The 26,725-nt window shown below is 38.2% G+C and carries 21 protein-coding genes; 3 read left to right on the top strand and 18 right to left on the bottom strand.

What is annotated here, in order from left to right; genetic code table 11:
* The 9 genes from gltB to NC799_RS03245 form a co-directional block, all read right to left on the bottom strand.
* Positions 1-4,593: a glutamate synthase large subunit gene (gltB, locus tag NC799_RS03285; protein WP_272444908.1), complete on the bottom strand. Its 4,593-nt coding sequence runs from the start codon at positions 4,591-4,593 to the stop codon at positions 1-3.
* Between the two features lie 402 nt (positions 4,594-4,995).
* Complete coding sequence (locus NC799_RS03280; protein WP_272444907.1) at positions 4,996-5,526, bottom strand: hypothetical protein; 531 nt, start codon at positions 5,524-5,526, stop codon at positions 4,996-4,998.
* Between the two features lie 47 nt (positions 5,527-5,573).
* Positions 5,574-6,587, bottom strand: a complete 1,014-nt coding sequence (locus tag NC799_RS03275; protein ID WP_272444906.1) for an endo-1,4-beta-xylanase — start codon at positions 6,585-6,587, stop codon at positions 5,574-5,576.
* A gap of 71 nt (positions 6,588-6,658) precedes the next feature.
* Positions 6,659-7,591, bottom strand: a complete 933-nt coding sequence (locus tag NC799_RS03270) for a carbohydrate ABC transporter permease (RefSeq protein WP_272444905.1) — start codon at positions 7,589-7,591, stop codon at positions 6,659-6,661.
* A gap of 13 nt (positions 7,592-7,604) precedes the next feature.
* Entirely contained in the window at positions 7,605-8,501 is an 897-nt protein-coding gene (locus tag NC799_RS03265) for an ABC transporter permease (RefSeq protein ID WP_417006667.1), read from the bottom strand.
* A 207-nt stretch (positions 8,502-8,708) separates the two neighbouring features.
* Positions 8,709-10,400: an ABC transporter substrate-binding protein gene (locus NC799_RS03260; RefSeq protein ID WP_272444904.1), complete on the bottom strand. Its 1,692-nt coding sequence runs from the start codon at positions 10,398-10,400 to the stop codon at positions 8,709-8,711.
* 389 nt (positions 10,401-10,789) lie between these two features.
* The gene (locus NC799_RS03255; protein ID WP_272444903.1) at positions 10,790-12,532 is read right to left on the bottom strand and encodes a cache domain-containing sensor histidine kinase; all 1,743 of its coding nucleotides are present in this window, start codon (positions 12,530-12,532) and stop codon (positions 10,790-10,792) included.
* Positions 12,533-12,553: 21 nt separating this feature from the next.
* Positions 12,554-14,098 carry a response regulator transcription factor gene (locus NC799_RS03250; protein ID WP_272444902.1) on the bottom strand — a complete coding sequence of 515 codons (1,545 nt, stop codon included), beginning with the start codon at positions 14,096-14,098 and terminating at the stop codon, positions 12,554-12,556.
* Positions 14,099-14,129: 31 nt separating this feature from the next.
* Complete coding sequence (locus tag NC799_RS03245; RefSeq protein WP_272444901.1) at positions 14,130-14,771, bottom strand: YesL family protein; 642 nt, start codon at positions 14,769-14,771, stop codon at positions 14,130-14,132.
* 362 nt (positions 14,772-15,133) lie between these two features.
* On the opposite strand from NC799_RS03245, the gene NC799_RS03240 reads away from it, so the two are divergent.
* Entirely contained in the window at positions 15,134-16,045 is a 912-nt protein-coding gene (locus tag NC799_RS03240) for a YIEGIA family protein (protein WP_272444900.1), read from the top strand.
* Between the two features lie 2 nt (positions 16,046-16,047).
* Positions 16,048-16,254, top strand: a complete 207-nt coding sequence (locus tag NC799_RS03235) for a capping complex subunit for YIEGIA (protein ID WP_272444899.1) — start codon at positions 16,048-16,050, stop codon at positions 16,252-16,254.
* A gap of 102 nt (positions 16,255-16,356) precedes the next feature.
* Here NC799_RS03235 and rbsK read toward each other — a convergent pair whose 3' ends face one another.
* Positions 16,357-17,241 carry a ribokinase gene (rbsK, locus tag NC799_RS03230; protein ID WP_272444898.1) on the bottom strand — a complete coding sequence of 295 codons (885 nt, stop codon included), beginning with the start codon at positions 17,239-17,241 and terminating at the stop codon, positions 16,357-16,359.
* 234 nt (positions 17,242-17,475) lie between these two features.
* Here rbsK and NC799_RS03225 point away from each other — a divergent pair, with 234 nt between their 5' ends.
* On the top strand, positions 17,476-18,924 hold the full coding sequence (locus tag NC799_RS03225; RefSeq protein WP_272444897.1) for a sulfatase-like hydrolase/transferase: 1,449 nt from the start codon (positions 17,476-17,478) through the stop codon (positions 18,922-18,924).
* A 213-nt stretch (positions 18,925-19,137) separates the two neighbouring features.
* Here the strand turns inward: NC799_RS03225 and NC799_RS03220 are convergent, their stop codons facing one another.
* From NC799_RS03220 to NC799_RS03185, 8 genes are all read right to left on the bottom strand, one after another.
* The gene (locus NC799_RS03220; protein ID WP_272444896.1) at positions 19,138-19,779 is read right to left on the bottom strand and encodes a YesL family protein; all 642 of its coding nucleotides are present in this window, start codon (positions 19,777-19,779) and stop codon (positions 19,138-19,140) included.
* Between the two features lie 189 nt (positions 19,780-19,968).
* On the bottom strand, positions 19,969-21,342 hold the full coding sequence (locus tag NC799_RS03215; RefSeq protein WP_272444895.1) for a sulfatase family protein: 1,374 nt from the start codon (positions 21,340-21,342) through the stop codon (positions 19,969-19,971).
* A 120-nt stretch (positions 21,343-21,462) separates the two neighbouring features.
* Positions 21,463-22,401: an AraC family transcriptional regulator gene (locus tag NC799_RS03210; protein ID WP_272444894.1), complete on the bottom strand. Its 939-nt coding sequence runs from the start codon at positions 22,399-22,401 to the stop codon at positions 21,463-21,465.
* Positions 22,402-22,540: 139 nt separating this feature from the next.
* Entirely contained in the window at positions 22,541-22,903 is a 363-nt protein-coding gene (locus tag NC799_RS03205; RefSeq protein WP_272444893.1) for a sensory rhodopsin transducer, read from the bottom strand.
* Entirely contained in the window at positions 22,900-23,916 is a 1,017-nt protein-coding gene (locus NC799_RS03200; RefSeq protein ID WP_272444892.1) for a Gfo/Idh/MocA family protein, read from the bottom strand. The genes NC799_RS03205 and NC799_RS03200 overlap by 4 nt, the downstream gene beginning before the upstream one ends.
* The gene (locus NC799_RS03195) at positions 23,913-24,743 is read right to left on the bottom strand and encodes a sugar phosphate isomerase/epimerase family protein (protein WP_272444891.1); all 831 of its coding nucleotides are present in this window, start codon (positions 24,741-24,743) and stop codon (positions 23,913-23,915) included. Before NC799_RS03195 ends, NC799_RS03200 begins: the two co-directional genes overlap by 4 nt.
* Positions 24,744-24,951: 208 nt before the next feature.
* Positions 24,952-25,857, bottom strand: a complete 906-nt coding sequence (locus NC799_RS03190) for a carbohydrate ABC transporter permease (protein WP_272444890.1) — start codon at positions 25,855-25,857, stop codon at positions 24,952-24,954.
* Positions 25,854-26,708: a carbohydrate ABC transporter permease gene (locus NC799_RS03185; protein ID WP_417006666.1), complete on the bottom strand. Its 855-nt coding sequence runs from the start codon at positions 26,706-26,708 to the stop codon at positions 25,854-25,856. Before NC799_RS03185 ends, NC799_RS03190 begins: the two co-directional genes overlap by 4 nt.
* Positions 26,709-26,725 lie beyond the last annotated feature (17 nt).

Genomic DNA, 26,725 nt, shown 5'->3' with positions numbered 1-26,725 from the left:
TTATTTAATTGCTCGAACTGCTTCTTTTCCTTCCATAAACGCAGTCATTCGTGCATCTTCTGTTGATAAACCACTAGCTTCTAACTGTGCAATAATCGTTCTCATCTCCAAATAATCTTTCGGAATAACACGAACAAATTTTGGTAGAATATTTTCCCAGTCAGAAAGAATCCTCTCGCCATTCTTACTACCAGTATATTGGACATGTCTTTCAATCATTTGGCGAATCTCTTCTGCCTCTACCTCATCATCTATTGCACCCAATTGGACAAGTTCCATGTTACATCTATCATCGAAAGTGCCGTTCTCATCTAACACATAAGCGACACCACCCGACATCCCTGCAGCGAAATTCTTTCCAGTTGGACCTAAAACAACAACACGACCTCCAGTCATATATTCACAACCGTGGTCACCAACACCTTCTACCACAACATTTGCACCACTATTACGCACGCAAAAGCGCTCACCAGCTATTCCGTAAATATATGCTTCTCCAGCTGTTGCGCCGTAAAAGGCAACATTTCCAATAATTGTATTTTCCTCTGGATTAAACGAAGATTTCGTTGATGGACGAGCAGTGATTTTCCCCCCAGACAATCCTTTGCCAACATAATCATTGGCATCGCCAACGAGATTTAACGTCATTCCTTTTGGGATAAACGCACCGAAGCTTTGACCAGCAGAACCTCTAAACCGTAGACGAATCGTGTCCTCCGGTAGGCCTTCTGCGCCATAACGCTTAGTAATTTCACTACCGAGCATCGTACTTGCTGCCCGGTTTATATTACGGATACCAAGCGAGGCTTTGATTGGTTCTTTTTTCTCAATGGCATCGATACATAACGGAATAAGCTCTTGCCTATCGAGCATTTTATCTAAGCCATGCACTTGTTCTGTGGTTTGATAACGACCAACTTTGTCTGATACATTCGGTTGGTATAACAGTGGTGTTAAATCAACACCTTTAGCTTTCCAGTGATCAATTGCTTCTGCTTTTTCTAAAACATCGGTACGGCCAATCATTTCATCAATTGTTCGGAATCCTAACTTCGCCATATACTCTCGAACTTCCTGTACAATGAAGTGCATAAAGTTGACGACGTGATCTGCTTTACCAGTGAATTTTTTCCTTAAATCAGGATCTTGGGTTGCAATCCCAACCGGACAAGTATTTAAGTGACAAACACGCATCATCACACAACCTAATACAGCAAGTGGAGCGGTAGCAAACCCGTATTCCTCTGCACCTAAAAGCGCAGCAATAACAACGTCACGACCTGTCATCATTTTCCCATCTGTTTCAACGACAATGCGGTCACGGAGCCTGTTCATTAATAGGGTTTGATGGGTTTCCGCTAAACCAATTTCCCACGGCATGCCTGTGTGCTGAATACTTGTTCTTGGCGCAGCACCTGTGCCACCGTCATAACCACTAATTAAGACGAGATCTGCCCGACCTTTTGCCACACCAGCAGCAATCGTTCCTACTCCAACAGCAGACACGAGCTTGACACTAATTCTTGCTTTTGGATTGGCATTTTTTAAATTAAAAATTAATTCAGCTAAGTCCTCAATCGAGTAGATGTCATGGTGCGGTGGTGGTGAAATTAAGCCAACACCAGGCGTGGAACCACGTACTTCAGCAATCCACGGATAAACCTTTTTCCCTGGTAAGTGTCCACCTTCACCTGGCTTCGCACCTTGGGCAATTTTAATTTGAATTTCATCTGCATTAACTAAATAATGGCTATTAACACCGAAGCGACCGGAAGCAACCTGTTTTATAGCACTTCGTCTTAAATCACCATTTTCATCTGGAGTAAAGCGGTCTGAGTCTTCCCCACCTTCACCGGAATTACTCCGGCCACCAATCCTGTTCATCGCAATTGCTAATGCCTCATGGGCTTCTTCACTAATCGAACCGTACGACATTGCCCCTGTTTTAAAGCGCCTAAAAATACTCTCCACGGATTCCACTTCTTCCATTGGAATCGACTGTTGTTCTTTAAATGCAAGTAACCCACGTAACGACTGTAAATTCTTGTCTGTATCGGTAATCATCCTCGAATACTGTTTAAATGTTTCATAGCTGTTCGTACGACAAGCATGCTGAAGCAGGTGTATTGTCAGTGGATTATACTGATGATCTTCCCCGTTTTGTCGCCACTGAAAGTCATCACCAGTTTCTAATCCCTTATTTGCACCACGGTCCCGGTTGTAGGCAGTTTTGTGCCTCATCAACACCTCTTTTGCTATGATGTCCATTCCAATTCCGCCGAGGCGTGATGCCGTTCTAGTAAAATATTTATCGATGACGTCATGTTGAATCCCTGCTGCTTCAAAAATTTGTGCACCACGATAGCTTTGAATCGTCGAAATTCCCATTTTTGATAACACTTTTAACACACCATCTGTTGCTGATTTGATATACGTTTCGATTGCTTGTTCAGGTGTTGTATCCCGAATATCGTCCATTTCAATCAGGCCTTCTAGCGTCCTGAAGGCGAGATAAGGGTTAATTCCCTCACAACCATATCCAAGTAATGTCGCAAAATGATGGACTTGGCGTGCTTCCCCTGTCTCAACTAAAATACTTACCTTTGTCCGCTGCCCCTGTCTGATTAAATGGTGATGTAGGCCGGATACAGCAAGTAACGCTGGAACAGCAGCCTTCTTCGCATTCATTCCACGATCAGACAAAATAAGAAGACTTATCCCGTCACCGGTAGCTTGGTCTGCTTCTTTAAATAACGCATCCATTACCTCGTCCAAGTCGATGTCCTTTTTTGCATCGAATAATAGCGACAACGTCTTTGCCTGAAAATGCTCTAACTCATTTTGACGCAACGTTTCTAGCTGCTGATTTGTTAAAATTGGTGTCTTAAGCGTAATGTGCCGACAGCTTTCTGGTTCAGGCTGTACCAAGTTTCCTTCTTTTCCTATTGTCGTTTCAACCGCAGTAACAATCTCCTCTCGAATCGCGTCAATTGGAGGATTTGTCACCTGGGCAAATAGTTGTTTGAAATAGTTATAAAGCAGTTCCGGCCGCTTTGATAATACAGCTAACGGTGAATCATATCCCATTGAACCAACAGGATCTTTCTTGTCGGTGACCATCGGCTTTAAAATTTTGTTTAATTCTTCGGTTGTATAACCGAATGCTCGCTGGTGCTCTAGTAATTCTTGATCGGTTAAAATCGGATGACTACTTGTTCGTGTTTCAATATCTTCTAACTTTAATTTGTACTGATTTAACCAGTCCTGATAAGGTTTTTCTTTGGCAATGCTTCCTTTGATCTCTTCATCTGGAATCACTTTACCTTCTTCCAAATCAACAAGAAGCATTTTACCCGGTCTTAGTCTATCCTTATAAAGGACATCCTCTGGTAAGATATCTAAGGCACCTACTTCCGAACCTAAGACAATTTTGCCGTCTTTTGTAACATAATAACGAGCTGGCCTTAATCCATTACGGTCAAGACAGGCTCCAATTTGCCTACCATTCGTATACATAATAGCGGCTGGTCCATCCCACGGCTCCATTAGCGTACTGTGATACTCATAAAAGGCACGTTTTTCATCATCGATATGTTTATCATTCACCCATGGCTCTGGAATCATCATCATGGCTGAATGGGCAAGTGACCGACCAGATAAATGAAGGAATTCAAAGCAGTTATCAAACATGGTCGAGTCACTGCCATCAGTATCAATAATTGGAGTTATTTCCTCAAGCTCTTCCTTAGTAAAAGACGCAGACTCACATAATGCTTCACGTGCTCGCATCCAATTAACGTTTCCACGAATTGTGTTAATCTCCCCATTGTGGGCAATATAGCGGTTCGGTTGGGCCCTTTCCCAGCTTGGGAACGTGTTCGTACTAAACCTAGAGTGAACGATTGCAAGTGCAGACCTATAGGCAGGGTTATTCAAGTCTATGTAAAAAGAATCTAGTTGCTCGGGAATTAACATGCCTTTATAGACAATCGTAGAAGTCGATAAGCTACAAATGAAAGTGTTTTGGTCATCCTCTTTTTCCTTTAAACCTGGTAGTTCATTCTCTGCTTTTTTACGAATAATATAGAGTTTGCGTTCAAACGCATCACGACTAGCAATGTCGTCTTGTGGTTTTATGAAGATTTGACGAATAAAGGGCTTTACTTTTTTCGCATAATCACCGACAAACGCATCATTCACAGGAACAGTCCGCCACCCAAGTACATATTGCCCTTCCTGTTCGATAATTGCTTCTAGCTTTTTTTCACTTCGCTTCCGAGCTTTTGGGTCTTGTGGTAAAAAAACCATTCCAACACCATACTTACCTTCTTCCGGTAACTCAATTTCTAAATCCTCACATTTATCCTGAAAAAAACTATGTGGGATTTGGGTAAGAATGCCTGCACCATCGCCCGTGCTAATGTCTGCAGATTGACCACCACGGTGTTCCAAGTTACACAAAATCGTAACAGCAGACTGAACAATATCATGTGACTTTGTGCCATCAATGTTGGCAATCATTCCTATTCCGCACGCATCGTGTTCATAATCAGGATGATACAACCCTTGGGCCTTCGGATATCCGTACTGCATATTTTTTCCCCTTTCTAAACGTATCCTATATAAATAATTTCGTTATATAGTTTTTCCCTAAAATTATGTATGATAATCAAAATTTTCTAACATATTTAATCATTTTATTCAATTTAGGCTATATTCATGCAATGTGACATGTGGAAACCAAATAATGATGTTTAAATGAAGTAACTAACTTTGTTGCAATATGTATGGAGTAGTGGTTGTCAAATGAGTTGGGGCATGAAATCACGAGGACTTGGGCGAAGGTGACAATAGTAGATAGTTAAGTATTACTACCCTATTCTTTCACAGGTAAATTCCAATCTTTCTTTTTTAAAATATTACTCAACTTTTATAGCATATTCAATGTTATAGATTTAAGGGTGATGTACGTCCACCACCCTTAAATTATCAAGTTTATTCTCCGGTTAAATATGCTAATATTTCAAGTGCCTTATCCTGATTTTCACTATAAGCAGGAATGAATGCTGCTAGTGGTGTATTTAATTCCAATCCTAGCTTTCTAAGTAGAAGTGAATCATTTCCGACCGGAATTAAGTAAGTACGTTCTTCCTTAGTTTCCGGATCAACTGCTTGATAGTCAGTTGAATTGGTGGATGAAAAGGTTTTATCCGTAACCAGTTCATCCAGTGGCAGAAAACCAATTGGATCAATGATACCTTTTACAGAGTCTTGTTTAATAAAATAAATGTCTCCATTTTTAGCTGCTAGTTCAGCATAAACTTTCTCATGGAACATCGGGAGAATACTTAATTCGAATGTTTCAGATTGACCAATTCCACCTTCTTCTAGGATACTTAGAATGTCATCGGAAACTGTTGTTGGTAGGTCTGCAAAAAAGTAAAGCCCAACTCGATCATCCCCTGCTTGTGATGAACAACCTGTAACACTTATTATCATTAGAAGTAAAAGAACTAACTGTTTCACTTATATCACCAAGCTTTTATAATTAGGACTAGACGAAAAAGTATTCGTTATTTAAACTTAACAATCTTCCAAAAGGAGTCCTTTGGTTGGTGATTGGCATCAAATACAAAAGGCCAGTTCTTCCTGCCTCTAACAGGGAAATGATCCAACCATGTATAGTCATCTGCAACCCCCCAAAAGGTAACAGAATCAATAGCATCCTTATATTCTCTAAATAAGGTAAAAAATTGTTCATACCTGTCTGCCTGTAGTGCTTTCATTTCCTCTGATTGCTCGGTTACATCGGTTCGTTTATCGCCGTGACTATATACCGAAACATCCATTTCAGTAATGTGGAGTTTTAATCCTAGCGATGCATATCTCTCTATTGCCTGTTTAATATCAGCTAACGGCGGATGATATAAGTTCCAATGCGCTTGCAGTCCTATCCCATGAATCGGAACACCATTATCTATTAATCTTTTAACTAGTGTGTATATCTTTTGGCTCTTTTCTGGGTCAGATTCATTGTAATCGTTATAAAAAAGTTGCGCACCTGGGTCAGCTTCATGTGCGTATTGAAATGCTTTTTCAATAAAGTCTTCCCCGATAATCGACAGCCATTTTGACTCCCGAAGTAACTCTGGACCGTTATCCGCTATTGCTTCGTTAACGACATCCCATGCATAAATATCACCTTTGTAATGTTGCATGACCGTGGTAATGTGTGATTTCATTCTCTGTAACAACACTTCACGTGTAACCTCTTGTCCATCTTTATCCTGGAAGATCCAGTCAGAAGTTTGGTTGTGCCATACAAGTGTATGCCCGCGAACTTGTTTTCCCTGTCCTTTGGCATAAGCGACCATATTATCCGCTACATCAAAAGTGTAACGGTCTTCCTCTGGATGTAATTGTTCAAATTTCATTTGGTTCTCAGCTGTAATGCTTGTAAAATGTTTTTCTATTAATTCTGACTGGGATTTTATTGTTGCAGGATTCACAGCTGCACCGATAAGAAAATAACCCTGATAGACTTTCGCTAACGAAGGGATATCGTTTCCTTTAAGTTTGTTTGACATGTTCCTACACTCCTTACGTATTGGCTTTAAAAGCCGAATAAGGCATTAGAAAGTGCCCCAGGCAATGAGATTTATTTTACTGCACCTAGTGTCATACCTTTAACAAAGTATTTCTGCAAGAATGGATATACCATTATAATTGGAACACTGGCAACGATTGTCATTGTCGCTCGAATAGACGTTGGACTTACCATATTTGCACTATTACTTTCAGACCCTGACCCGGCAAAAGCTGATGCTGCAGTCGCACTCATATTGGCATTTGAGTTTTGTAAGATTTTCATTAATTCATATTGTAAAGTGGTCAAGGTCGGGTTACTAGAGTTATATAAGAATACGTCAAACCATTGATTCCATTGGAATACTGCAACGAATAAAGCAACTGTTGCAATTACTGGCAATGACAACGGCAAAACAATTCGGAAGAACATGGTGAAATGACCAGCACCATCGATTTTGGCTGATTCAAAAATACTTATTGGTAAACCTTCAATAAAAGAACGCATTACAATCAAATTAAACACACCAATTATACCTGGTAAAATGTATACCCAAAACGTTCCAATCAATTGTAAGTCTCTCATTAATAGAAAAGTAGGTATTAAACCACCATTAAAATACATGGTCATAACAAAGATAATGGTGACAGACTTTTTGAACATAAAATTCGGTTGTGCAATTGCATACGCAACCATTGCTGTACAAAATAGCGAAACTGCAGTTCCAACTACAGTCCGTAATACAGAAATGACAATCGACTGAACAACGGAAGCTTCTTGGAAGACAAAAGCATAGTTGTTCCATGTGAATTCTCTTGGTAATAAATAAATACCACCTTTGATTGAATCATTTGCTTCATTAATTGATACAGCAAATTGATTAATAAATGGATAAAGCATCACAATACAAAGTAGAACCATGAATGAATAGTTTATCGAATCAAAAATAACATCCTCTCTTGTTCTCCTTATACCAATTCCCGAACGAAGTTTTTCTTTACTCATGTTGCTGCACCTCCTAGAATAGTCCACCCTCGCCCATTTTTTTCGCAAATGAGTTGGCTGCAATTAAAAATACAAAACTTACTACTGTTTTAAAAATACCTGCAGCAGTTGCAAGCGAGAAGTTAAACATAGAAATACCATATTTAATAACAAAAACGTCAATATTCTCTGAAAATTGCACGTTCATAGGATTACCTAATAAATATTGTGGTTCAAAACCTGATTCAAGGATATAACCGATATTCATAATTAATAGAATAACAATTACGCTTCTCATCCCCGGAATCGTGATATGACGAATACGTTGAAGTCTAGATGCACCGTCAATTTTAGCTGCTTCATATTGCTCTTGGTCAATCATCGAAATAGCTGCTAAATAAATTATTGCGTTCCACCCTACGTTTTTCCATGTTTCCGCTGCACCAAGAATACCCCAGAACATTTCACCAATCCCTAAGAAAAGAATTGGTTCATCAGCCAAACCAAGAGTAGCAAGAATCTCATTAATAATTCCGTCTGCAGATAAAGTAACAGAAACTAAACTCGCTGCTACCACCCATGATAAGAAGTGTGGCATATAACTGATTGTTTGAACAATACGCTTAAAACCCATATTTGCAATTTCATTAATTAATACAGCAAGACCAATTGCTGTCACAAATCCTAATACAAGATTAATCATACTCATCGCGAGCGTGTTTCTAAGCACACCTAGGAATCGTTCGTCAGTAAACAAAAATTGGAAGTGCTTAAACCCCACCCACTCTTGTTCAGAAAAACTACGAGCTGGTTTAAAATCTTGAAATGCCATTGTCCAACCCCAAATTGGAACGTACTTAAAGATTATCAACCAAATGACAAACGGTATAGTCATAAATAGCAATGCTTTTTGCTCAGAGCATTGTTTCATAAATTTTTTGAACTTTGTTTCCGGTACAGGAACCGGTGTCGTTTTTACAGAATTAATCGATGGTGTTGCCAATTTCTGCCCCTCCTCGTGTCTTACTTAATAAAAATCGGCGAAAGCTTATTGCCTTCATAGTTAACTAAAAGTAAAAAGGTAAGCGGAAGGCTGAAAATGACCTTTCGGAACTTTGCAGCCTTCCTGCTAGATTAATTATTTTCCTTTAACCATTTCGTATTTCTTTTTCACAGATTCTGTCAGAACCTTTTCATATTCTTTGTAATCAAGCTTTCTGTATTGATCAACAAACGCGTTCCACTCTGCTTCAAAATCTTCTGGTGAAGCCAAAGCAATCTTAGGGAAGCTTTGCTTCATTAAATCATCTGATTGTTGTTGGAAGATCTGTGCTGGTGAACCTTGTTCTATTGGCGTATCCCAAGCAGGATACCATGGTCTTTCTTCCGGTTCAGCAAATAAATCTGTGAATACTGTTAAATCATAAGCTTCTAAAAATTCATTATCTGTTTCGTCATATGCTAAAGCAGCTACTTCTGGTTGATTACGCGGCTCCCATGCGTTTCCATCAGAGAATACGCCTTCTCCACGTGGCCAGTTCCATTCGAAATAAGCGAAGCCAAACTCTTCTCTAAACTTTTGATCTGCAACTTTTTCAATCTGTTCTGGAGTACGGTAGTATCTACCATTTTCATCAACTTCGTATGTTTCACCTTCAAGACCCCACATAATTTGCTTTTGTACATCTTCTTTAGCTATGTGGTCCATAAACTTAATGATTTTCACACGCTCTTCCTCTGTTGTGCTTACTGTAATACCAAGTCCCGGTGAAGCTACGAACGCTGGTGGATCCATGTATTGATCTTTAATATCTTCGTCAAATACAACTGGAAATGCCATATATTCCTTATAAGGGTCACCACCAGTTGCAAGGTTATTTAAAGCTTGAGATACTTGCCATTGGTAATCAAAGAAACCTAGTACACGACCTGACGCAATTTTCGCTAAATATTCATCATAGTTTTGTGTAAACGACTCTCTATCAAATAAACCTTTTGCATTTATCTCATTAATTTTTTGTAACCAGCGCTTTTGGATTTCTTTGTCTGTATAAACAGTAGCTTCACGTGTATCCATATCAACAAGTACACCACCGTCATTCGGATAACCAGCTAAGTGCATTGCTGGATTAGAGAATGCGAAAAATCTCCAGTCATATGTTAAAGCAGTAAATCCAATTGTATCTGCACCATCAATCTTCGGGTTCTTTTGATAGTACTCTTCAAGAATAGCAAAATAGTCATCAAGTGTTTTTGGATTTGGATATCCCATGTCTTTTAATACTTGACGTTGAATCCAGAAAGCTCCTTGAACTACGTTTGGTGGTGCAATATATCCATTATCTGCACCAAACGGAATTAGATAAATATTACCATCTTCACTTTTCATTTGTTCAAGGTAAGGACCATATAATTTCTTTAAATTTGGTGCATACTCCTCAATTAAATCGTTTAGTGGTACATAAGCACCAGCATCAATCATCGCGGTAGTTGCTTGTTGAGCTTGTACGACATCTGGAAATTCACCACTAGCAATCATTGTTCCAATTTTAGTATTTACGTCACCAACAATATTCTCGATGTCGAAGTTAACGCCAGTTTCTTCTTCAAACATTTTTCCGAGTTTTGTTTCACTTGTGTTAATGTCTTTCCCTGGACCAAAGCCGTTGAAATAAGAGAATGTAACTACTTCATCTGAACCTGATTCCTCACCGCTATCCTTTGTTTCACCATTGGCGTCTGTATTTTCTGCTTTACTCTGACAACCAACAACAGTTAGTAAAAGGAACAAAAGTGTAATACCTAACATAATACGTTTCTTACTAAACATCTTGGTACTCCCCCTTTTATCTATTGCTTTACATAAGGTTTAATGATGTAAGCACTTTCATTATATAATTTATTGTTTTTTTCAAGTACCCCTCAAACTATAGATAAAACTTTGCAAAGTTTAGGTAAACGATGTTTTTTATAGTATTTTGAGGGTTTAATGGTTAACTTTTTAATACTCTCTAAATCTAAATTCATGTAATAAAAGCTAAAGCATGTCTGGATATCTAATCGAAACAAAAAGTACAAAGATTTTCACTTAAGCTCTCGAGGAGGTTGACCATGGAGCAAGACATGACTATCGCTGAATGTTACACTCGTTTGGATTTGTTATCTTAACAAAGAAAGACTGTAGAAGATTAATCTACAGCCCTCAAATACTATACTTCTTTACTGTTTTTGATAGGGGAGAACGAGTCTTACCGTTGTTCCTTCTCCTTTTTTACTCTTTAAGTCAAAGGAAAAATGGTCTTGATATTGCATTTTCAAGCGGTGATATACATTCCTCACCCCGATACTTTCGCCACTTAACTCTTCTTTTTGCAGGGAATCAAACAGGGAATTATACATTGATTGATCCATCCCTATTCCATTATCATTAATTTCGCACACTAACGATTCCTCTTGTTTTTTAATAGTTATTGTTATTAATCCTTGTTCCTTTAAAGGCTCTATCCCATGAATGCTCGCATTTTCAACAAATGGAATTAATGACATATGCGGAATGATAGCATCATAGGCTGTATTATCAACGTTAATTTGATATTGCATTTTATCGTCAAACCGGTAATGTTGAATTTCTAGAAAACAGGTGATGAGATGAATTTCCTCTTTTACAGTTACCCAATCCTTCCCCCAAATAAATGATCTTCGGAGAATGACAGCCATATTATGGATAATTTTGGATGTTTCTGTTTCATTTTTCATTAAACTACGCATCCGAATTGTTTCCAAAACGTTGAACAGAAAATGAGGATTAATCTGGCTTTGCAATGCACTAAGCTGCGCTTGCTTTCGCTGCAATTCAATTTCTTTTTTCTGTATACTTGCGACATAAACATCATTAATGAGTTCTTTAATTTTTTTCGTCATCCGATTAAATTCACTTGTTAGTACACCAATTTCATCCTTATAGTACTCATCGTCCATTACTTCAAATTTTTGACTTTCGAGTCTACGAACATGCCTCATAACCCGCGTTAATCTACGATGAATATTACTAGTAATATAAATAATAATTAGGGATGGAATAAGGATATTTAACAGAGTTAAATAAATAATAGACTTCCGTGAACTTGTAACCTCTTTTACTAACGCATCATCGCTAACTACGCCAACTACTCTCCATCCGTTCAAATAATTCGTTTTGTATAATTGTTCTATCACTTCTCGATTGTCTGCAATTGAAACCGAGTCGAATGGTTTAAACGTCTTTTTCCAAAAAACTCTTGGATTAGTTGAATATTCAATGATTCCATTTGCATTAACAAGGTAGATATCACCTTGGAACGTAAGGTTTTGAAAAGCTTGTTCAATTACTGCCATATTCAAATCAATTTTGATAATCTTTTGAGTCGACGATTCACTGAAATAGCCTAATTCTCTAATAACACTAAATGTGTCAAAATTACCTGATGATCCAATCGTACGTGTAACAACAGGATATAAGCTTCTTGCTTCAAGCATTCTGCTATACCAACGGCTGCCTTTTATATCGTTAGTTATTCGGTTTATCCCACCAGCGAACAGGACAGAATCATTGTTGGTATATAAACTAATTGAATGGACCGAAGAATAAATAGGTGTGAACTTGTTCATATCGCGGAAAAATGAATTGTAAGCGACAATGAAATCAATTTCTTTGTCATATCGTCTCTCAAGGAAACCATAAAGGTAGCTATCTGCATAGAGTACTGTCGAAACCTCTACTGCATCCTCAATCGCCCGTTCAAACTCGTTTGCAACTTGTTCAAGTGAAAGATTTAAATCCTTCATCTTTCGTGCTTTAACATTTTCCGTCGTAACAGAATAAAAAATTACATTTGTTAAAACAACAGGAATAATTACAGCTATAATAAATACTATTAGCAATTTGTTTTTTAATTTAACATTGTTAATATGAAACCGCTTCATGTTATCCGCCACTTCTTTTGATTATTTTTCTTTCACTTTGTTGCGGTATTTAGACGGTGACATGCCCACCAATTTTTCAAATTGTATAACAAAATAATCTGGATTGGTAAATCCAACACTCTCAGCAACCTCATAAATTTTCATATCAGTTTGTCGAAGCATTTTTTTAGCTTCATTCATCCTAACTTGAAGGAAGTAATCTTTAAAGTATATACCAAAAGTGTTTTTGAACAATTGGCCCATATAAACAGGATTCATATAAAATTCTTTTGCGATCCCTTTCAAGGTTAGGTTTTCTCGGAAATTTGTATCAATGTACTTTTTAATGCGAACAATGTTCCCTTTTGCATTATTTTTATTTAATTCAAAAATCAATTCAGCTGATTCTAACACAAAATCTGATAACAGCTGCTTGATTTGCTTATGAGTTAGTGGATGCTCTTCCCAGTGCAGCATTGCCGGTAAAGTAGTTACCTGCGACTCGTCCCCATCTAAGGATTTAATTTTCGTGACAACTTCATGAACAACACGATTAATTGATGTTTCCACTGCTGACATAGAAAACGACTTTTCTTGGAACTCCCTCATCATTCTTTCAACTGTATCGACAATCGACGTTTCATTGAATTCTTCTATCTCTTCCATAAAGGCATCGTAAAAAGATTGATCTAGTTCAATGTAGTTAATCGCTTTTTCTGCTATATTTTCAAAAATAATTGGGTTTTCTTCAGGTTCAATGAACTTATACTGGAGAGCCATAACAGCTGTTTCATAAGACTGTCTTAATTCTTCATGGTCTTGAATCGTTTTTCCGACGAAAACAGTGACTGCTGTATCAAATTCTTTCCTCAGCCTAGTTTGTAAAACTTCAGCTATTCCATTACTACCAATAAAGTTAGTGTCTGGGTCAAACGTAACTAATAATCCAATTCCATTCCGACTGTGCTCCCGAATATAAAAAGAGTGCTTATTTGAAGAAATAACACCATCAACAACCTCACGAAATGATGAAATTGAAACTGGCTTGTTTAATTCAAAAAACATGTAACAAAGTAGTCTTCCTTGCTGCAAACGAAGTTTTTCCAAGTTTTCCTTCTGAATTGCTTCTTCCATTTTCCCTGTTAGTAAGTCATTTAGAATTGAATTACGAATCATGTGCTCGTTACTTTCATTCCGTTCACGTTCTTTCTTGATCTTATACGAAACCTTTTTCAATGTGGATTCAAGCTCGTCCTTATCAATAGGTTTTAAAATAAAGTCATGAACACCGTAACGAACAGCTTTTTGTGCGTAACTAAAATCACTATATCCACTAATAATAATGAAATTGGAACTGGAGTCGGTTAACTCAACGGTATGCTTAATTAATGCAAGACCATCAAGTACTGGCATACGGATATCTGTAATAACTAAATCAGGATTTTCATTTTTAATGTAATATAGAGCATCCTCTCCATTATCTGCTTCAGCACAAACCTCAAACCCACAACTGTTCCAGTCTATTAAACTACGAAGACCTTTTCTAACATAGCGGTCATCGTCGACCAAAAAAACTCGATATACCATCAACATCTCTCCTTAATTGGTTTAAGGAAGCTCAACTTTTAGGTGTTTGGAGGTCCTGTTGTTTTGTTTCTAGTTTATTAAAAACGAATAAAGCTATCCCCATTATGATAAAGGAAGCAACTCCCATAGTGACAAATGGAATTAGTCCAGGAATCCACAGCAATATATAATATAGAACAACTAAGCAAACAGCCATAATTATTGTCATGACCGGACTAAAAATTCCAATCAAAGCAGCCTGTTTAAAATATTGAAAAAATTTCAATTGAAAATGTACATATACCGGAATAATATAAAGAAAGGTAATTAGGTAAACCACGCTAATGAATAACAACGCCGTCTGCAGAGCATAGAACAATATCCCACTTACATTACCAATAAATAAAAAGTCAAGGTAAAGAATGTAGCCGATTAATAAGAGAATATAACCAGTTGCATTTGCTTTTAAAAATTCTTGCTTGTAAGTTTTAATAAACAAACTAAATATTCCTTTGGTACTATCTTTAAGTAGTAAATTTCGGATAACAGTAAAAGTAGCAACCGTTGCAGGAAAAATCCCAAGAAACAGCAGCCCAATTAGGGAGGCCGCAATCCACAATAAATTGATATAGCAAATCCACATTAGCCACTCCAACAAGCGATAAAGGCCACCAATAGTTGTAACTCGAGCCATCTTTTTACCTCTTTTCTATTGTCATTAAGTCAACAATTTTGTTATTCATATGATTAATACCATATAAAAGAATCAACTCAATATTTGTTAGCGTTTACATAATAATTATTACAATTACAATTTATGTAAAGTTATTATAACAACGACATTCAAAGTTTGTCTACTGCATAAACAAAGAAAAAAGATATTCATGCTTCAATTCTCTTTATTTTTATAAAATACAATATCAGATTAATGTAGGCTGTATGCAGATGTCACGTTAGACACCATGGATAACTGATTAAAATGAATAAATTTTTCCTACAGTAACATAATAACTAAAGATTACTAATTTCTCTATATCCTTCACAAGGAGGTTCATCATGGAAAATGAAATGATTTCAACACAGTATCTCGTAATGATTGTAACTGGAGTAGTTCTTGGAACGACGGCCCGACTTCTAACAATCAAAGCGGATTATCGTCAATACCCTAGTTATCCAAACGGATATTTAATTCATGTAATAACAGGCTTTATAGCAGCCTCGCTTGGAGCCGTTGCAATACCAGCATTAATGACTAAAAACTTTGTCGCAGTCACTTTTTTAACACTTGCCATTCAACAATTCCGTGACGTAAGAAGGTCAGAAAGAGAAAGCTTAAAAGACCTTGAGAACACGGAATATACATATCGTGGGGATGCCTACATTGATGGTATCGCTAAAACATTTGAAGCCAGAAATTATTTTGCATTAGTTGTGGCCCTTGTCTCTTCCTTAACGATCCAAATTTTGAACCTTGATCAAATGTGGATTAATGTTATTGCTGCAATAGTTGTTGGTGGAATTACCTTCTATATCATTAATCGATTTTCCAAAGGGAAAAGCATTGGTGACATTGCTGATGTAAAGCAAGGAAAAGTAGAAATTAAAGGCTCGGAACTATTTGTTGATGGTATATATGTTTCTAATCTTCTTGGAAGTGATAATGCAGCGAAGATGTACGAAGAAGAAGGTCTTGCTGTCGTCATCTACCCCCATCAAGAGCATTACCGAATTGGGTTAGATAATTTCGGACAAAGACAAGCCATTCTATTTGAGGCAACACGAGCATTGGGTGGAAAAAGGTATCATTTTAGTAGAAAGGAATATGATGAGGGCAGAATTGTCATCACACTAGTCCCTATTACTGGAGATATTAACAAGTTAATTGATACAGTTAAAAACGCACCAGTGCTTGAAAGTGTTAAGAAAAGTAGCTCATTGATGAAAACGAAATATGTTGGGAGGGAATAAAGATGGGGCGAGAATCTTCCGAAAGACCGAATTATCAAATACTTGCGATTGTAACGATGACCAGAAACCGAGTGATTACCGGTAGCCCGCTTGCCTTGTTTGCCGAGGAGGAGGAACAACAAAAGCGAATGGCACAAGACCTTGCCAAAGCTATGAAAGCTGATACTGTAAAAACAAAGGATGGCGACTATCTTATCTTACGAGTATAGTTGAACTACCTTGTTTAAAGGTAGTTCCTTTTTAAAAGCAAAAGACTGCAAGAACGTCCGAGCAGTCTTTCAAAGAAGTTATTGTTAGAACAAGTTTGCTTATTAGTTATTAGCTAAAAAATTGTCTAACTGCTGCATCGTCGGCATCCCACTTTGTGCACCTTTTTTAGTAACTGATAAGGCTGCAGCAGCATTGGCTTTATGGCACGCCATCTCAAGCGAATCACCTTTAGCAATCCAATAAGCAAATGCCCCGTTAAACGTATCACCTGCACCAGTTGTATCTTCCACCTCGACATCATAACCGGGAATAGTTATACATTTCTTATGGTCAAACATGTTAACACCTTGTTTCCCTTTCGTTACGACTAACTTGTCTTCGATTTTTGACGGGTCATCAATTTCAGATAGTAACCTTTCCGCTTCTTGATCATTTGGGGTTAAATAATCAACTTGATTGAGTAATTCTATCGGTAAAGACCTATATGGTGCTGGATTAAGGATAACCTTCACACCACTTTGCTTAGCGATTGTTGCTGCCTCCATCACAGCTTCAAGCGGTATTTCTAGTTGAAGTAATAGAACGTCACTAGCTGATATAATCTCGTGATGTTTTTTAATCAGGTGCTTATCGACAAGATGATTTGTTCCTGGACTAACAATGATCCGGTTATCCCGTTTAGACAACATAATAAACGCCATTCCTGATTTTTCATGCTCATAGACAGTAACTGCGTCTGTATTAATCCTGTTTAATGTCAAGTTTCTTAATAGTTCTTTGCCAAAACTATCATTGCCAACTGCTCCGATCATCGTCATATATCCACCAAGTCGCGCTGCAGCCACTGCTTGATTAGCGCCTTTACCGCCCGGAAAAGTGCTATAACCAGAACCTATAATCGTTTCCCCTTGCCTTGGAATTCGATCAGTCCCAATTACCAAGTCCATATTAATACTTCCAACAACCGTAATTTTCGGCTCTGCCATGTTTCAACCTCCAACGACTAATTAATACAAACTTATTCCATTTATCCCAACATTATTGTGGCATAAAATCAAAACTCGTTCCAGTTCTTATCAAACAAAAAACGAACCATGGCGCAATCGACCATGACAAATGGCCGAATAAGGGTCGAGTATAGTCATCACAAATAGTAAAATAGAGTAAACGTATTTATTACTATTTCCCTACTGTAGTATGATACAAGGAGGTTCTTCGCTTTGAAAATTATCATGATTTCTCTCGATTCACTCCGGGCTAATCGGTTAGGCTGTTATGGCTATCATAAACCAACGAGCCCTTATTTAGATAAAATTGCCGAAGAAGGCGTATTGTTTGAAAATATGTTTGCAGCTGATATCCCAACGGAAGCAGTTCATACCGCTATCTTCACTGGCAAAGTTGGCCTTCGTACCGGAATTGTCTCGCACGGCTCTAGTTTAACTCATTTACCTAAATCTACCGAATGGTTGCCGACCATGCTCCGTAACGCTGGTTTCACTACTGGTGCCGTTGACAATTTGTACCAGCTAAAAGAATGGTTCGCCAGAGGATTTCGTTACTACATTAATAGTGTAGGTGAAAATCGCTGGATTGACGGGAAAACAGTTAACAACCTAGCCAAACCATGGATAAAAGAACATAAAGACGAGGACTTTTTCTTATTTTTACACTACTGGGATCCACACACACCCTATTTACCACCAAAGGAGTACATCGACCAATTTTATGATAGTAAAAAGGATCGTTATGACAAGGGAAACAACAGTATGGATGGCGCCTATAATCACCTCGCCTATCCTTTTTTTAAACACCACCACTTTGATTTGATTGGCCATGTAACCGATGCAGATTATGTTAATGCTTTGTATGACGCCGAGGTTCGTTATCTCGATGAGCGGTTAAAAGAATTGGATAACCACCTTGATGATTTAGGAATTAAGGAAGATACCTTACTCGTTATTTTCGGTGATCATGGAGAAAGTTTAACCGAACACGATATTTACTGGGACCATTGCGGATTGTATGACACAACCGTTCGTGTACCGACATTAATAAGATGGCCAGGCGTTATCCCTGAAGGAAAACGTGTAAAGGGACTGACGCAACAAGTGGATCTATTACCAACTATCTTAGAGGCAATTGAAAAAAATAATCATCCTTCGGTCACAGCTCCACTACCCCCTGATAATTTGGATGGCAAAAGTCTCTGGCCAACAATATTTGGTGAGAAAGATAGGACTGTATCCAAGGTTTTCTTAAGTGAGTGTGCCTGGCAAGCAGCCCGTGGCATAAGAACTGACCGTTATAAATTTATCCGAAACTATGACAGTGGTCCATTTACCCGACCAGTTTGTGAGTTATATGATATTACAAGTGATCCAACTGAATCTCATAATCTAGCGGAACAAAATAAGCCATTAGTCCTACAATTTGAACATGAAATAGATGAGTGGGTCAGGCTTACCTTACAAGGCAAGCCTGATCCACTGACAATCCAGCTCGAAAAAGAAGGATTGCCTTTTCGACGAAGGATTGAAGCTATCCTAGCAACAGTAGGACTTACTTTTGAAGAGTGGAAACTAAATCCATCAAAGGGGAAAATGGATGAGTTAATGGCAAATGATACGAAAAGCGCAGGACGCCTTGGTCACCCCCGACAAGCTTAAGTCAAGACTCGACGTGGCGGTCTTTGCCACATAGAGGATTGACTTAAGACCTCATGCGGGGTAGGCGCCCGGAGCTAGACAGCTCTTGGTTTTTTATACTTTCTTACCTATTGTTAAAAGCCCGGACTAAAGCCGGGCTTTCATTTTTGTAAACGGGAGTCATTTGATTCGTTGAGATGCCAACTGACGCTAAAATAACTAATAAACGATAATCTATGAATGATGATCTTGTGCACTACCAACCTCAACTGAATCTTTCTGTTTTCTATTCAAAATATTTTCAAAGGAAAGGTACGACGAATACATCACTAATAATGCAAGCAAACTCGGCCCAAACAAGACTACTAACCCCGGAAAACCACGTAAAGAGAAATACAGGATGACCATACCTGCTATCATCATCAATGTAGATAATGGAGAAACAATCATCACCAAAAAGGCTTGATGGATTACCTTTACTGGACGGAAATTATAGTGAACGAATACGGAGAAGCTATAACATATCGTAAAGATAAACATAAAAATAATCGGCAATAATAACGCAAACAAACTGTTAAAAATGAGACCCCTAGCTTGTTCTAACAGCACATAATCCAAATAAAGCATAGCACTACTAATCGTTAACATAAACCCAACAACATTACTTTTAACAAAATCCTTTTTGTAGTAATGCCAAAATGTTCGAAAGGTCGGTATGTCCGTTTCGCCCATGATCCATTTTCTAATTATCGCAAAGAGCGCCATTGTTGCTGGGAAAAAGCCAAAGAAAAATAATCCAACAACGGTAAAGCAATACCACAATAAATTCACATAGGTAAACTTAATGATCCACTCTGGAATTTTTAATATCCCCATCATTTCCCCCTCAAGTTCGTTAGACGTGACTTCTGGCCCAAACTATTTGCTTTGATTACAATTGCAACCTATTATTCATGGCTGTCACTTTATTAACAGCCCCCATCAAAAGCCTCCAATTATAAGCTCAAGCACTCATTCCCATAGTCCAAAAGGGAGCTGCCTAAAAGACAGTCCCCTCACATTGTTCTATTTCGATTGTAGTTTCCGCGCATTCGTAATCGAGCCTAAATACAAATGATTGTAGGCATCTTCCGAAGATTTAAATGGACCAGTCCCTAATCCATGATAATTAACATTTGTATAGATCGGGTTTATTCGACCAGTTTCCGCTTCACGCCTCACGATATAGTCCTCCATCCGTTTTTGCAATAAAGCAACTACTTCCGGCTCGCGTTCAGCAACGTTATGATTTTCTGCTGGATCTTTGATCAAGTTATATAACTCGATCTCGGGTTTAAAGTGGAAATCTGGCTCTAACGATTGAATCAATTTCCATTCCGGTGTACGCCAGCCGTGCTTCCGCATCCACGTACATTCTGTAATGTAAAACTCAGAAACTTGAGGCAAGTCTTTCCCATTAACAACGTCAACTAGATTCCGACCAGTAAAAGGAATATCGGTTTGAATTCCCATTACATCCAATATAGTTGGCATGATGTCTTGGATTAATGTTTCATCTTTCATCCTTTTTCCAGATGGAAGCTTACCAGGATATTTCATAATGAGAGGAACAACGAGACAGTTATCATACATGCCGTGATGGTCAAAATAACAATCATGTTCATACAACGTCTCACCATGGTCTGATGTAATCACAATTAACGTCTCTTCCTCAATCCCTAAATCTTCTACAGTCGCAAAAATATTTTGTATGCACACATCCATATACGCAATTGCACCCTCATATTGTGCCGTTACATACCTTTCATCCGTTACTCCTTCTGGAATCCATGATTTTAAAAAGTCGGCATGAGGCTTGAATTTATACACCGGTTCCATTGAATCATTGGCAGGATCCTTTTCATCATCATCATAAAACATTCGTTCAAATGGTTTGGGCGGAAGGTACGGGGAGTGTGGATCCATATGACGTAAGAACAAAAAGAATGGTTTACCTTCCTCATTTAACCGTCTTAATTCAGGAATAGCCACCTCATTCAAATTTTCCGCTTTCGGGCATCTACCAGTTTCATCTGCTACCCATGCTTCATAATCTAAGTAGTTCTGAAATCCACGAGAAGATGGATTGTTTGAAAAACCAACACAAGTAGTGTTATACCCATTATCCTCTAGCACTTCAGCAAGTGTCTTTACATGATTACCTAACCCACCTTGGTGCCTAAGCGCAACGACATCCGTGCCAAAGCAATCCATCCCAGTTAACATCGAAGCATATGCTGGAGTTGTTGGAATACTTGGACTAAAGTGATTCTCAAATAATACGCCTTCACTTGCTATTTTATCGATATGTGGTGTCGTCAAGCGATGATAACCATAACTACTCATAAAGTCACGACGTAAACTATCAATCCCAAAAACAATTACATTTGGTTTCCTCATAGAAATCCTCCTTTATTTAAGAAAAGCGCAGGGCGCCTTGCTAGACCCGACAGGAATAGACAAGCTAGTCAGCTCTATTTTTTTGTCGATTCCTATTTACGTTATCATTACCTTGATAGGTTAACAGATGGTTTGGATATGTGATTCGGTTACACTCGTTTCGTCTAAAGTGATTCCATTAACAACTACATTACCGTTTATTTTTTCTCGGTATTTACCCGGAGAACATCCAACCATCCGACTAAATAAACGAGTGAAAAAAGCTGGATCATCATATCCTACATCCATCGCAATGCAAATAATTTTCGCATCGGATTCGGTTAATAGTTTTTTTGCTCGGTTAATTCTTACCTGGTGAACAAATTCAATAACGGTTTTACCGGTTTCTTCTTTAAAAATTCGATTTAAATGCCTTGAGCTGATATTGAATAATTCAGAAAGAATCGTAAGGGTAAGCTTTTGATCATAATGTCTCTCCAAGTATCCACAAATGCGCTGAATAAATGTTTTCCGTTCCTCACTTTTCACGTTCGTTTGTCGCGAATCACCATTTACCTTTTGATACATCCTTGATAATTGGACTAACAACTGCACCAATTGAAGGCGAATCAAGGTTGCATAACCGTTCCTTTTTGACTCAAACTCATTTATCATATTTTGTAACAAACGATACGTCTCCTCTGCTTCCTGACCACGAAGATTTAAGCACCTGTGAAATCGCTCACTTTTATCTAAGAAAGGGTGTACGTAAAAATAGTCCATCGATTCAGAAATTCCTAATCCTCTCAACCAAACCTCATCAAATAGTGTCGGCATAAATAGACAGTTAATAATACTTAGCTGACTATCTTCTTTTAGCTTGTAAGTATGGACCTCGCCAGGATTGATGATAAACACATCACCAGCCGATACGTGATACAACTCCCCTTCAAAAATATGCTCTGCTTCTCCGTCCGTTACATAAACAACCTCAACGAAATCGTGTCCATGAATAGGAGGCAAGTTTCTGTCTGTGTGAATTTTATGGTTAATCCAAAAGGGAAAATCCTTCTCACTCATAAATTGACTACCTCTTAACCTCATATATTCATTCCGCCCTTCTACTAGATTGGAATTTGTAAAGTAGATTAGGAGTAGGAATTCGAGTCGTACTCCAATATTTCTACAGCGCCCAGCTCAACCAATCTAAAGATTCTGCTCAGCCCGAGTAAGCCATTGTTGTAAACAATGCCAGCGCTTCTTGTGAGGTATCGAGACGACTATGTTGGACAACAACTGGAACATTGCTATCAACCTCAATCGCATAAGGAATTCCCCTAGGTACTTCTTGCCCTTGTTTATCTGTTAATTTATCTAAGCGAATATGGTGGGTACGCTTCGCACCACAGGTTGACACAAAATCTGTCATTGGCTCTCTGTCTTCAAAATAAAAGGTTAGTTTAATTTCTGCATCCGTATCCTCTAAATTAAGAACACAGACAGCCTCATGACTAATTTGGTCTCCAGTACTCTTTGGTTGCAAAAATCCATCAGGAATAATCCATTTTTTCTTTCCAATCATAACGTGATTTCCTCTCCTAATTTTGGCACATCGACTACAGCACCATTAGTTAGATGTGATTGAATAGCTGCTTCTATTACTTCTTGGCCTGCTAGTGCATGGGCACCAGATGCTTCCATATCCTCAGGCGCAACACCTTCTTTGACCTGCTGGATAAAGTGGTTTAACCGATTTTTAAATGTTTCTTGGAAGCTTCCAACCCCAGACATAATCGAATTACGCAATACTAATAGCTCATCACTTGCATGTGGATAAAAGGTGAAATTTTCGTAGACGTTATCAATAATAAAACGTCCTTTATTTCCAGCCACCTCGCAGTATTCAATTGGATGACGGCCAGCCATGTCATAGCTACCAGTCAAGTGACCAACGGCCCCTGATTCAAACTCCATGTTAATGGATGCAGTTGACCAAATTTCTCTTCCTGGTGCTTTAGTCATAAATGCCTGTACCCGCTTAATATCACCTGCAAAGTAGCGCATAACGTCAACAGAGTGCGGATGGAGTGCTCTTAGGTGGAACCATGGACTAGACTCTTGTGGATTCTGAATGGTTAATTTCATATTTAAGAATAGCAGCGTGCCTAGTTCGTCTTTTTCAATCAATTCTTTCCCTTTGTACGCAGCAGGAACGAAGCGGTGGTTTAAGTTACTCACTAAACGAACTCCTTTTTTCCTAGCTAGCTGCACCAATGCACGAGCGTGCTCGATATTATTTGAGATAGGCTTTTCAACCAACACATCTTTACCAGCCTCAATTGCAAGAACTGCTGGTTCATAGTGATCTCCACCATTTTCCTCACCAGCTGTAGCAACACTTACAATATCAATCTCTTCTTTTTCTAGCATCAAGTGCATGTCTTCATACGCTTTACATCCGTACAAATCAGCCATCGCTTTTGCACGTTCAGGGATTAAATCACAAACTGCAACAAGCTCAACATCAGGATTTTCACTATAATAACGGCAATGAATTTTACCGATATTTCCTACACCAATTACTGCAACCTTCATATTTGTAATTCCTCCCTTTTTTCCTTTGCTTCTTCAAATAATCGACTTAAGTAACCACGGCTTTCAGCAGCAATTGCGACTACTTCTGGAAGCTTATAATCCTTTGCACCGATAATTTCAAGTACAGTCGCACCCTCGTAGCCTGTTTCGATCATTTTGTCTACCACGGCCTTTAATGGAACTGTTCCACGACCAGCAGTCTGGAACTCTGGTGCAGCTATTTTCAATTGTTCTATAAATGTGTCGCGAATGTGTGTGTGAATGATGTATTTGTGAAGGGCACCAATCGCCTCGACCGGATTATCTCCAACCCGCCCGACATGTGTCGCGTCAAAATTGAGTCCGAGTCCTGGATGTTTTACTTCATCCATGAGACGTAGTGCTGTCTTGGTGTTATAAATGCTCTGACCATAATGGAGCTTTAATGCATAGCGTATACCGACGTCACTAGCTGCTTGCGCCAGTTCTTCAATGGCTCGAATGGAAGCCTCTGTCGTTTCTTCATCATCCGATTTCCCAGCACTTCCTGTCGTTACCATCGGAATGCCGAGCTTTGCTGCACGTTCAAATACACGCTTAGTTCGTTCCCTATTCTCTGGAACAAGAATATTTGTAGCCGCCTCGACACAATATAGCTCTAATCCAGCTTCATCTACCACTTTTCTAATCTCATTTAACTCATGATCACCGGCCGTATCAGTCAGGTGTTCTACCATTCCAACAATAGAAGACAATTCCAATCCATCATATCCACTGAATTTGATGTATTCAATTGCCGTCTGTAAGTCATAACCACTAAAAAGTACTGAATTTACACCTAGTTTCATCACGTTTCCCCCTTGTTTTTTCAACATTATTAAGCGCTTACAATTTTCAATTAAAAGACATTTCTTTCTGATGTCTTGCCTAAACCTTATGGTATATATTTATCATAATGGTTCCTGAGCAATCATTCATGGTTTATTACGCCTTAATCTTGGTCAATGAGGACACAAGCTGGGTAATAGAGCCCAAGCTGCTGCTACAGGATTCTAATTACCCCTTTACAGCACCAGCTGTCATCCCATCAACGATCTTTTTGTTAAAGAAAATAAATAAAACTAATGGAGGAATTGAAATTAACAGGACGTCAGCAAATAATAAATGATAGGACGTTCCGTAAATACCAGTAAAGTTATACAGTGTTAACTGTACAGTCGCATTATCTGCACCAGGGAAAAAGTAAAGCATGTTTTCAAAATCGTTATAGATTTGAATTGATGATAACACGATTACAGTTGAAGTAACAGGTTTTAGTAACGGAAAAATAATTTTGAAAAATAAGCTAAACGGTCCACACCCATCCATTAGAGCAGCTTCATCTAGTTCCTTTGGTATCGTTGCAACAAATGCCGTATAGAGTAAACACGCAAACGAGAATTGTAAGGCGGACTCCAAAAAAATAATCCCTGGAAATGTCTTAAATAGCCCAATTTTTTGTAATAGCCAAATGGTAGGGACAATAGTAGGCGGAATCATTAGTCCTATCAAAATAACGTAATTTAGTTTTTTAGCCATTCCTTGACGACGTGAAAGAATAAACCCCGCCATCGAACAAATGAAAATAATTACAATAATAGAACTGATAGTAATTAGAGAACTATTTAGAAAAGCTCTTAAAACTATTCCATCATTAAGTGTAAGAACCTCTTGATAGTTCTGTAAAAATTGAAAATTATCAGGCCATGAAAGATTTAACTCCGCAGCCCCACCACTATCTTTCAAAGAATTAATAATGACAAAATAAAAGGGAATCCCGAAAAAAATTATGGCAATTAAAAACGCAAAGGACTCAATTAGAATTAATCCTTTATTAACTTTTTTCCTCGCCATTGTTTTGACCACTTGAACTGAAGACTCCTGTTGATATTGCGTAATAATCTCTTCTTGTTTTGAACTCATAGATCCACCTCTTTCCGATTTAGGAATCTGAAGATTGGGAATGCAACTAGGGCAACAAAGACAAATAACATCACATTACCTGCTGTTGCTAATCCGAAGAAACCACTGGCGTACTGCTTATAAACGATGGAGGCTAGTAAGTCCGTACTAAATCCTGGCCCACCGCCAGTCATTGCCCAAACTAAATCAAATGTACGAAGTCCACCGATAAGAGCCAAAATGATTACAGTGTTCATTGCTGGACGGGAAAGTGGCAACGTTATATGAAAAAATGATTGAAGAGCATTTCCGCCATCAATTTTCAGCGCCTCATAGTAATGCTTTGGTATAGCCATTATTCCTGCAATAAATATAACAGTCGCAATCCCTACACCTTTCCAGATATCAGTTAATGCAACAGATAATAAAGCAATTTTCGGATTACCTAACCAATTAGGTCCTTCAATCCCCAATATTCCTAGTGCTTTATTTATAAGGCCATTCGTTGGATGCATCATGGCGCTAAATGTGAAACCAACTGCAATCGTACTAAGTAATGCTGGAAAGAATACAACTGACCGTAATAGGCTTTTGTTCCTAATCTTTGAACAAAGAAAAACTGCTAATAATAAGCCAAGGATAACCTTTCCACCCATCGTGCTAAAAGCGTATATTAGTGTATTTTGAAAACCAATTCGTAAAGATGGTTCTTTAAAAAATTGAATATAGTTGTCAAACCATATGAATTCCCAATCATCTAATGTCCACCAAGTCATACCATAAAAAAAGGCCATTGAAGTAGGAAGCAAAAAAAACGTACAATAAATTAGAGCAGCAGGAATTAGAAAGTACAACGGATAAATCTTTTTCATTGAGTTGTTCAAATATC

The sequence above is a fragment of the Aquibacillus salsiterrae genome, from assembly GCF_028416595.1.
GTDB lineage: Bacteria > Bacillota > Bacilli > Bacillales > Amphibacillaceae > Aquibacillus_A > Aquibacillus_A salsiterrae.
Note: the sequence above shows the minus strand (reverse complement) of the source record. Positions and strands in the feature narration are given on the sequence as shown.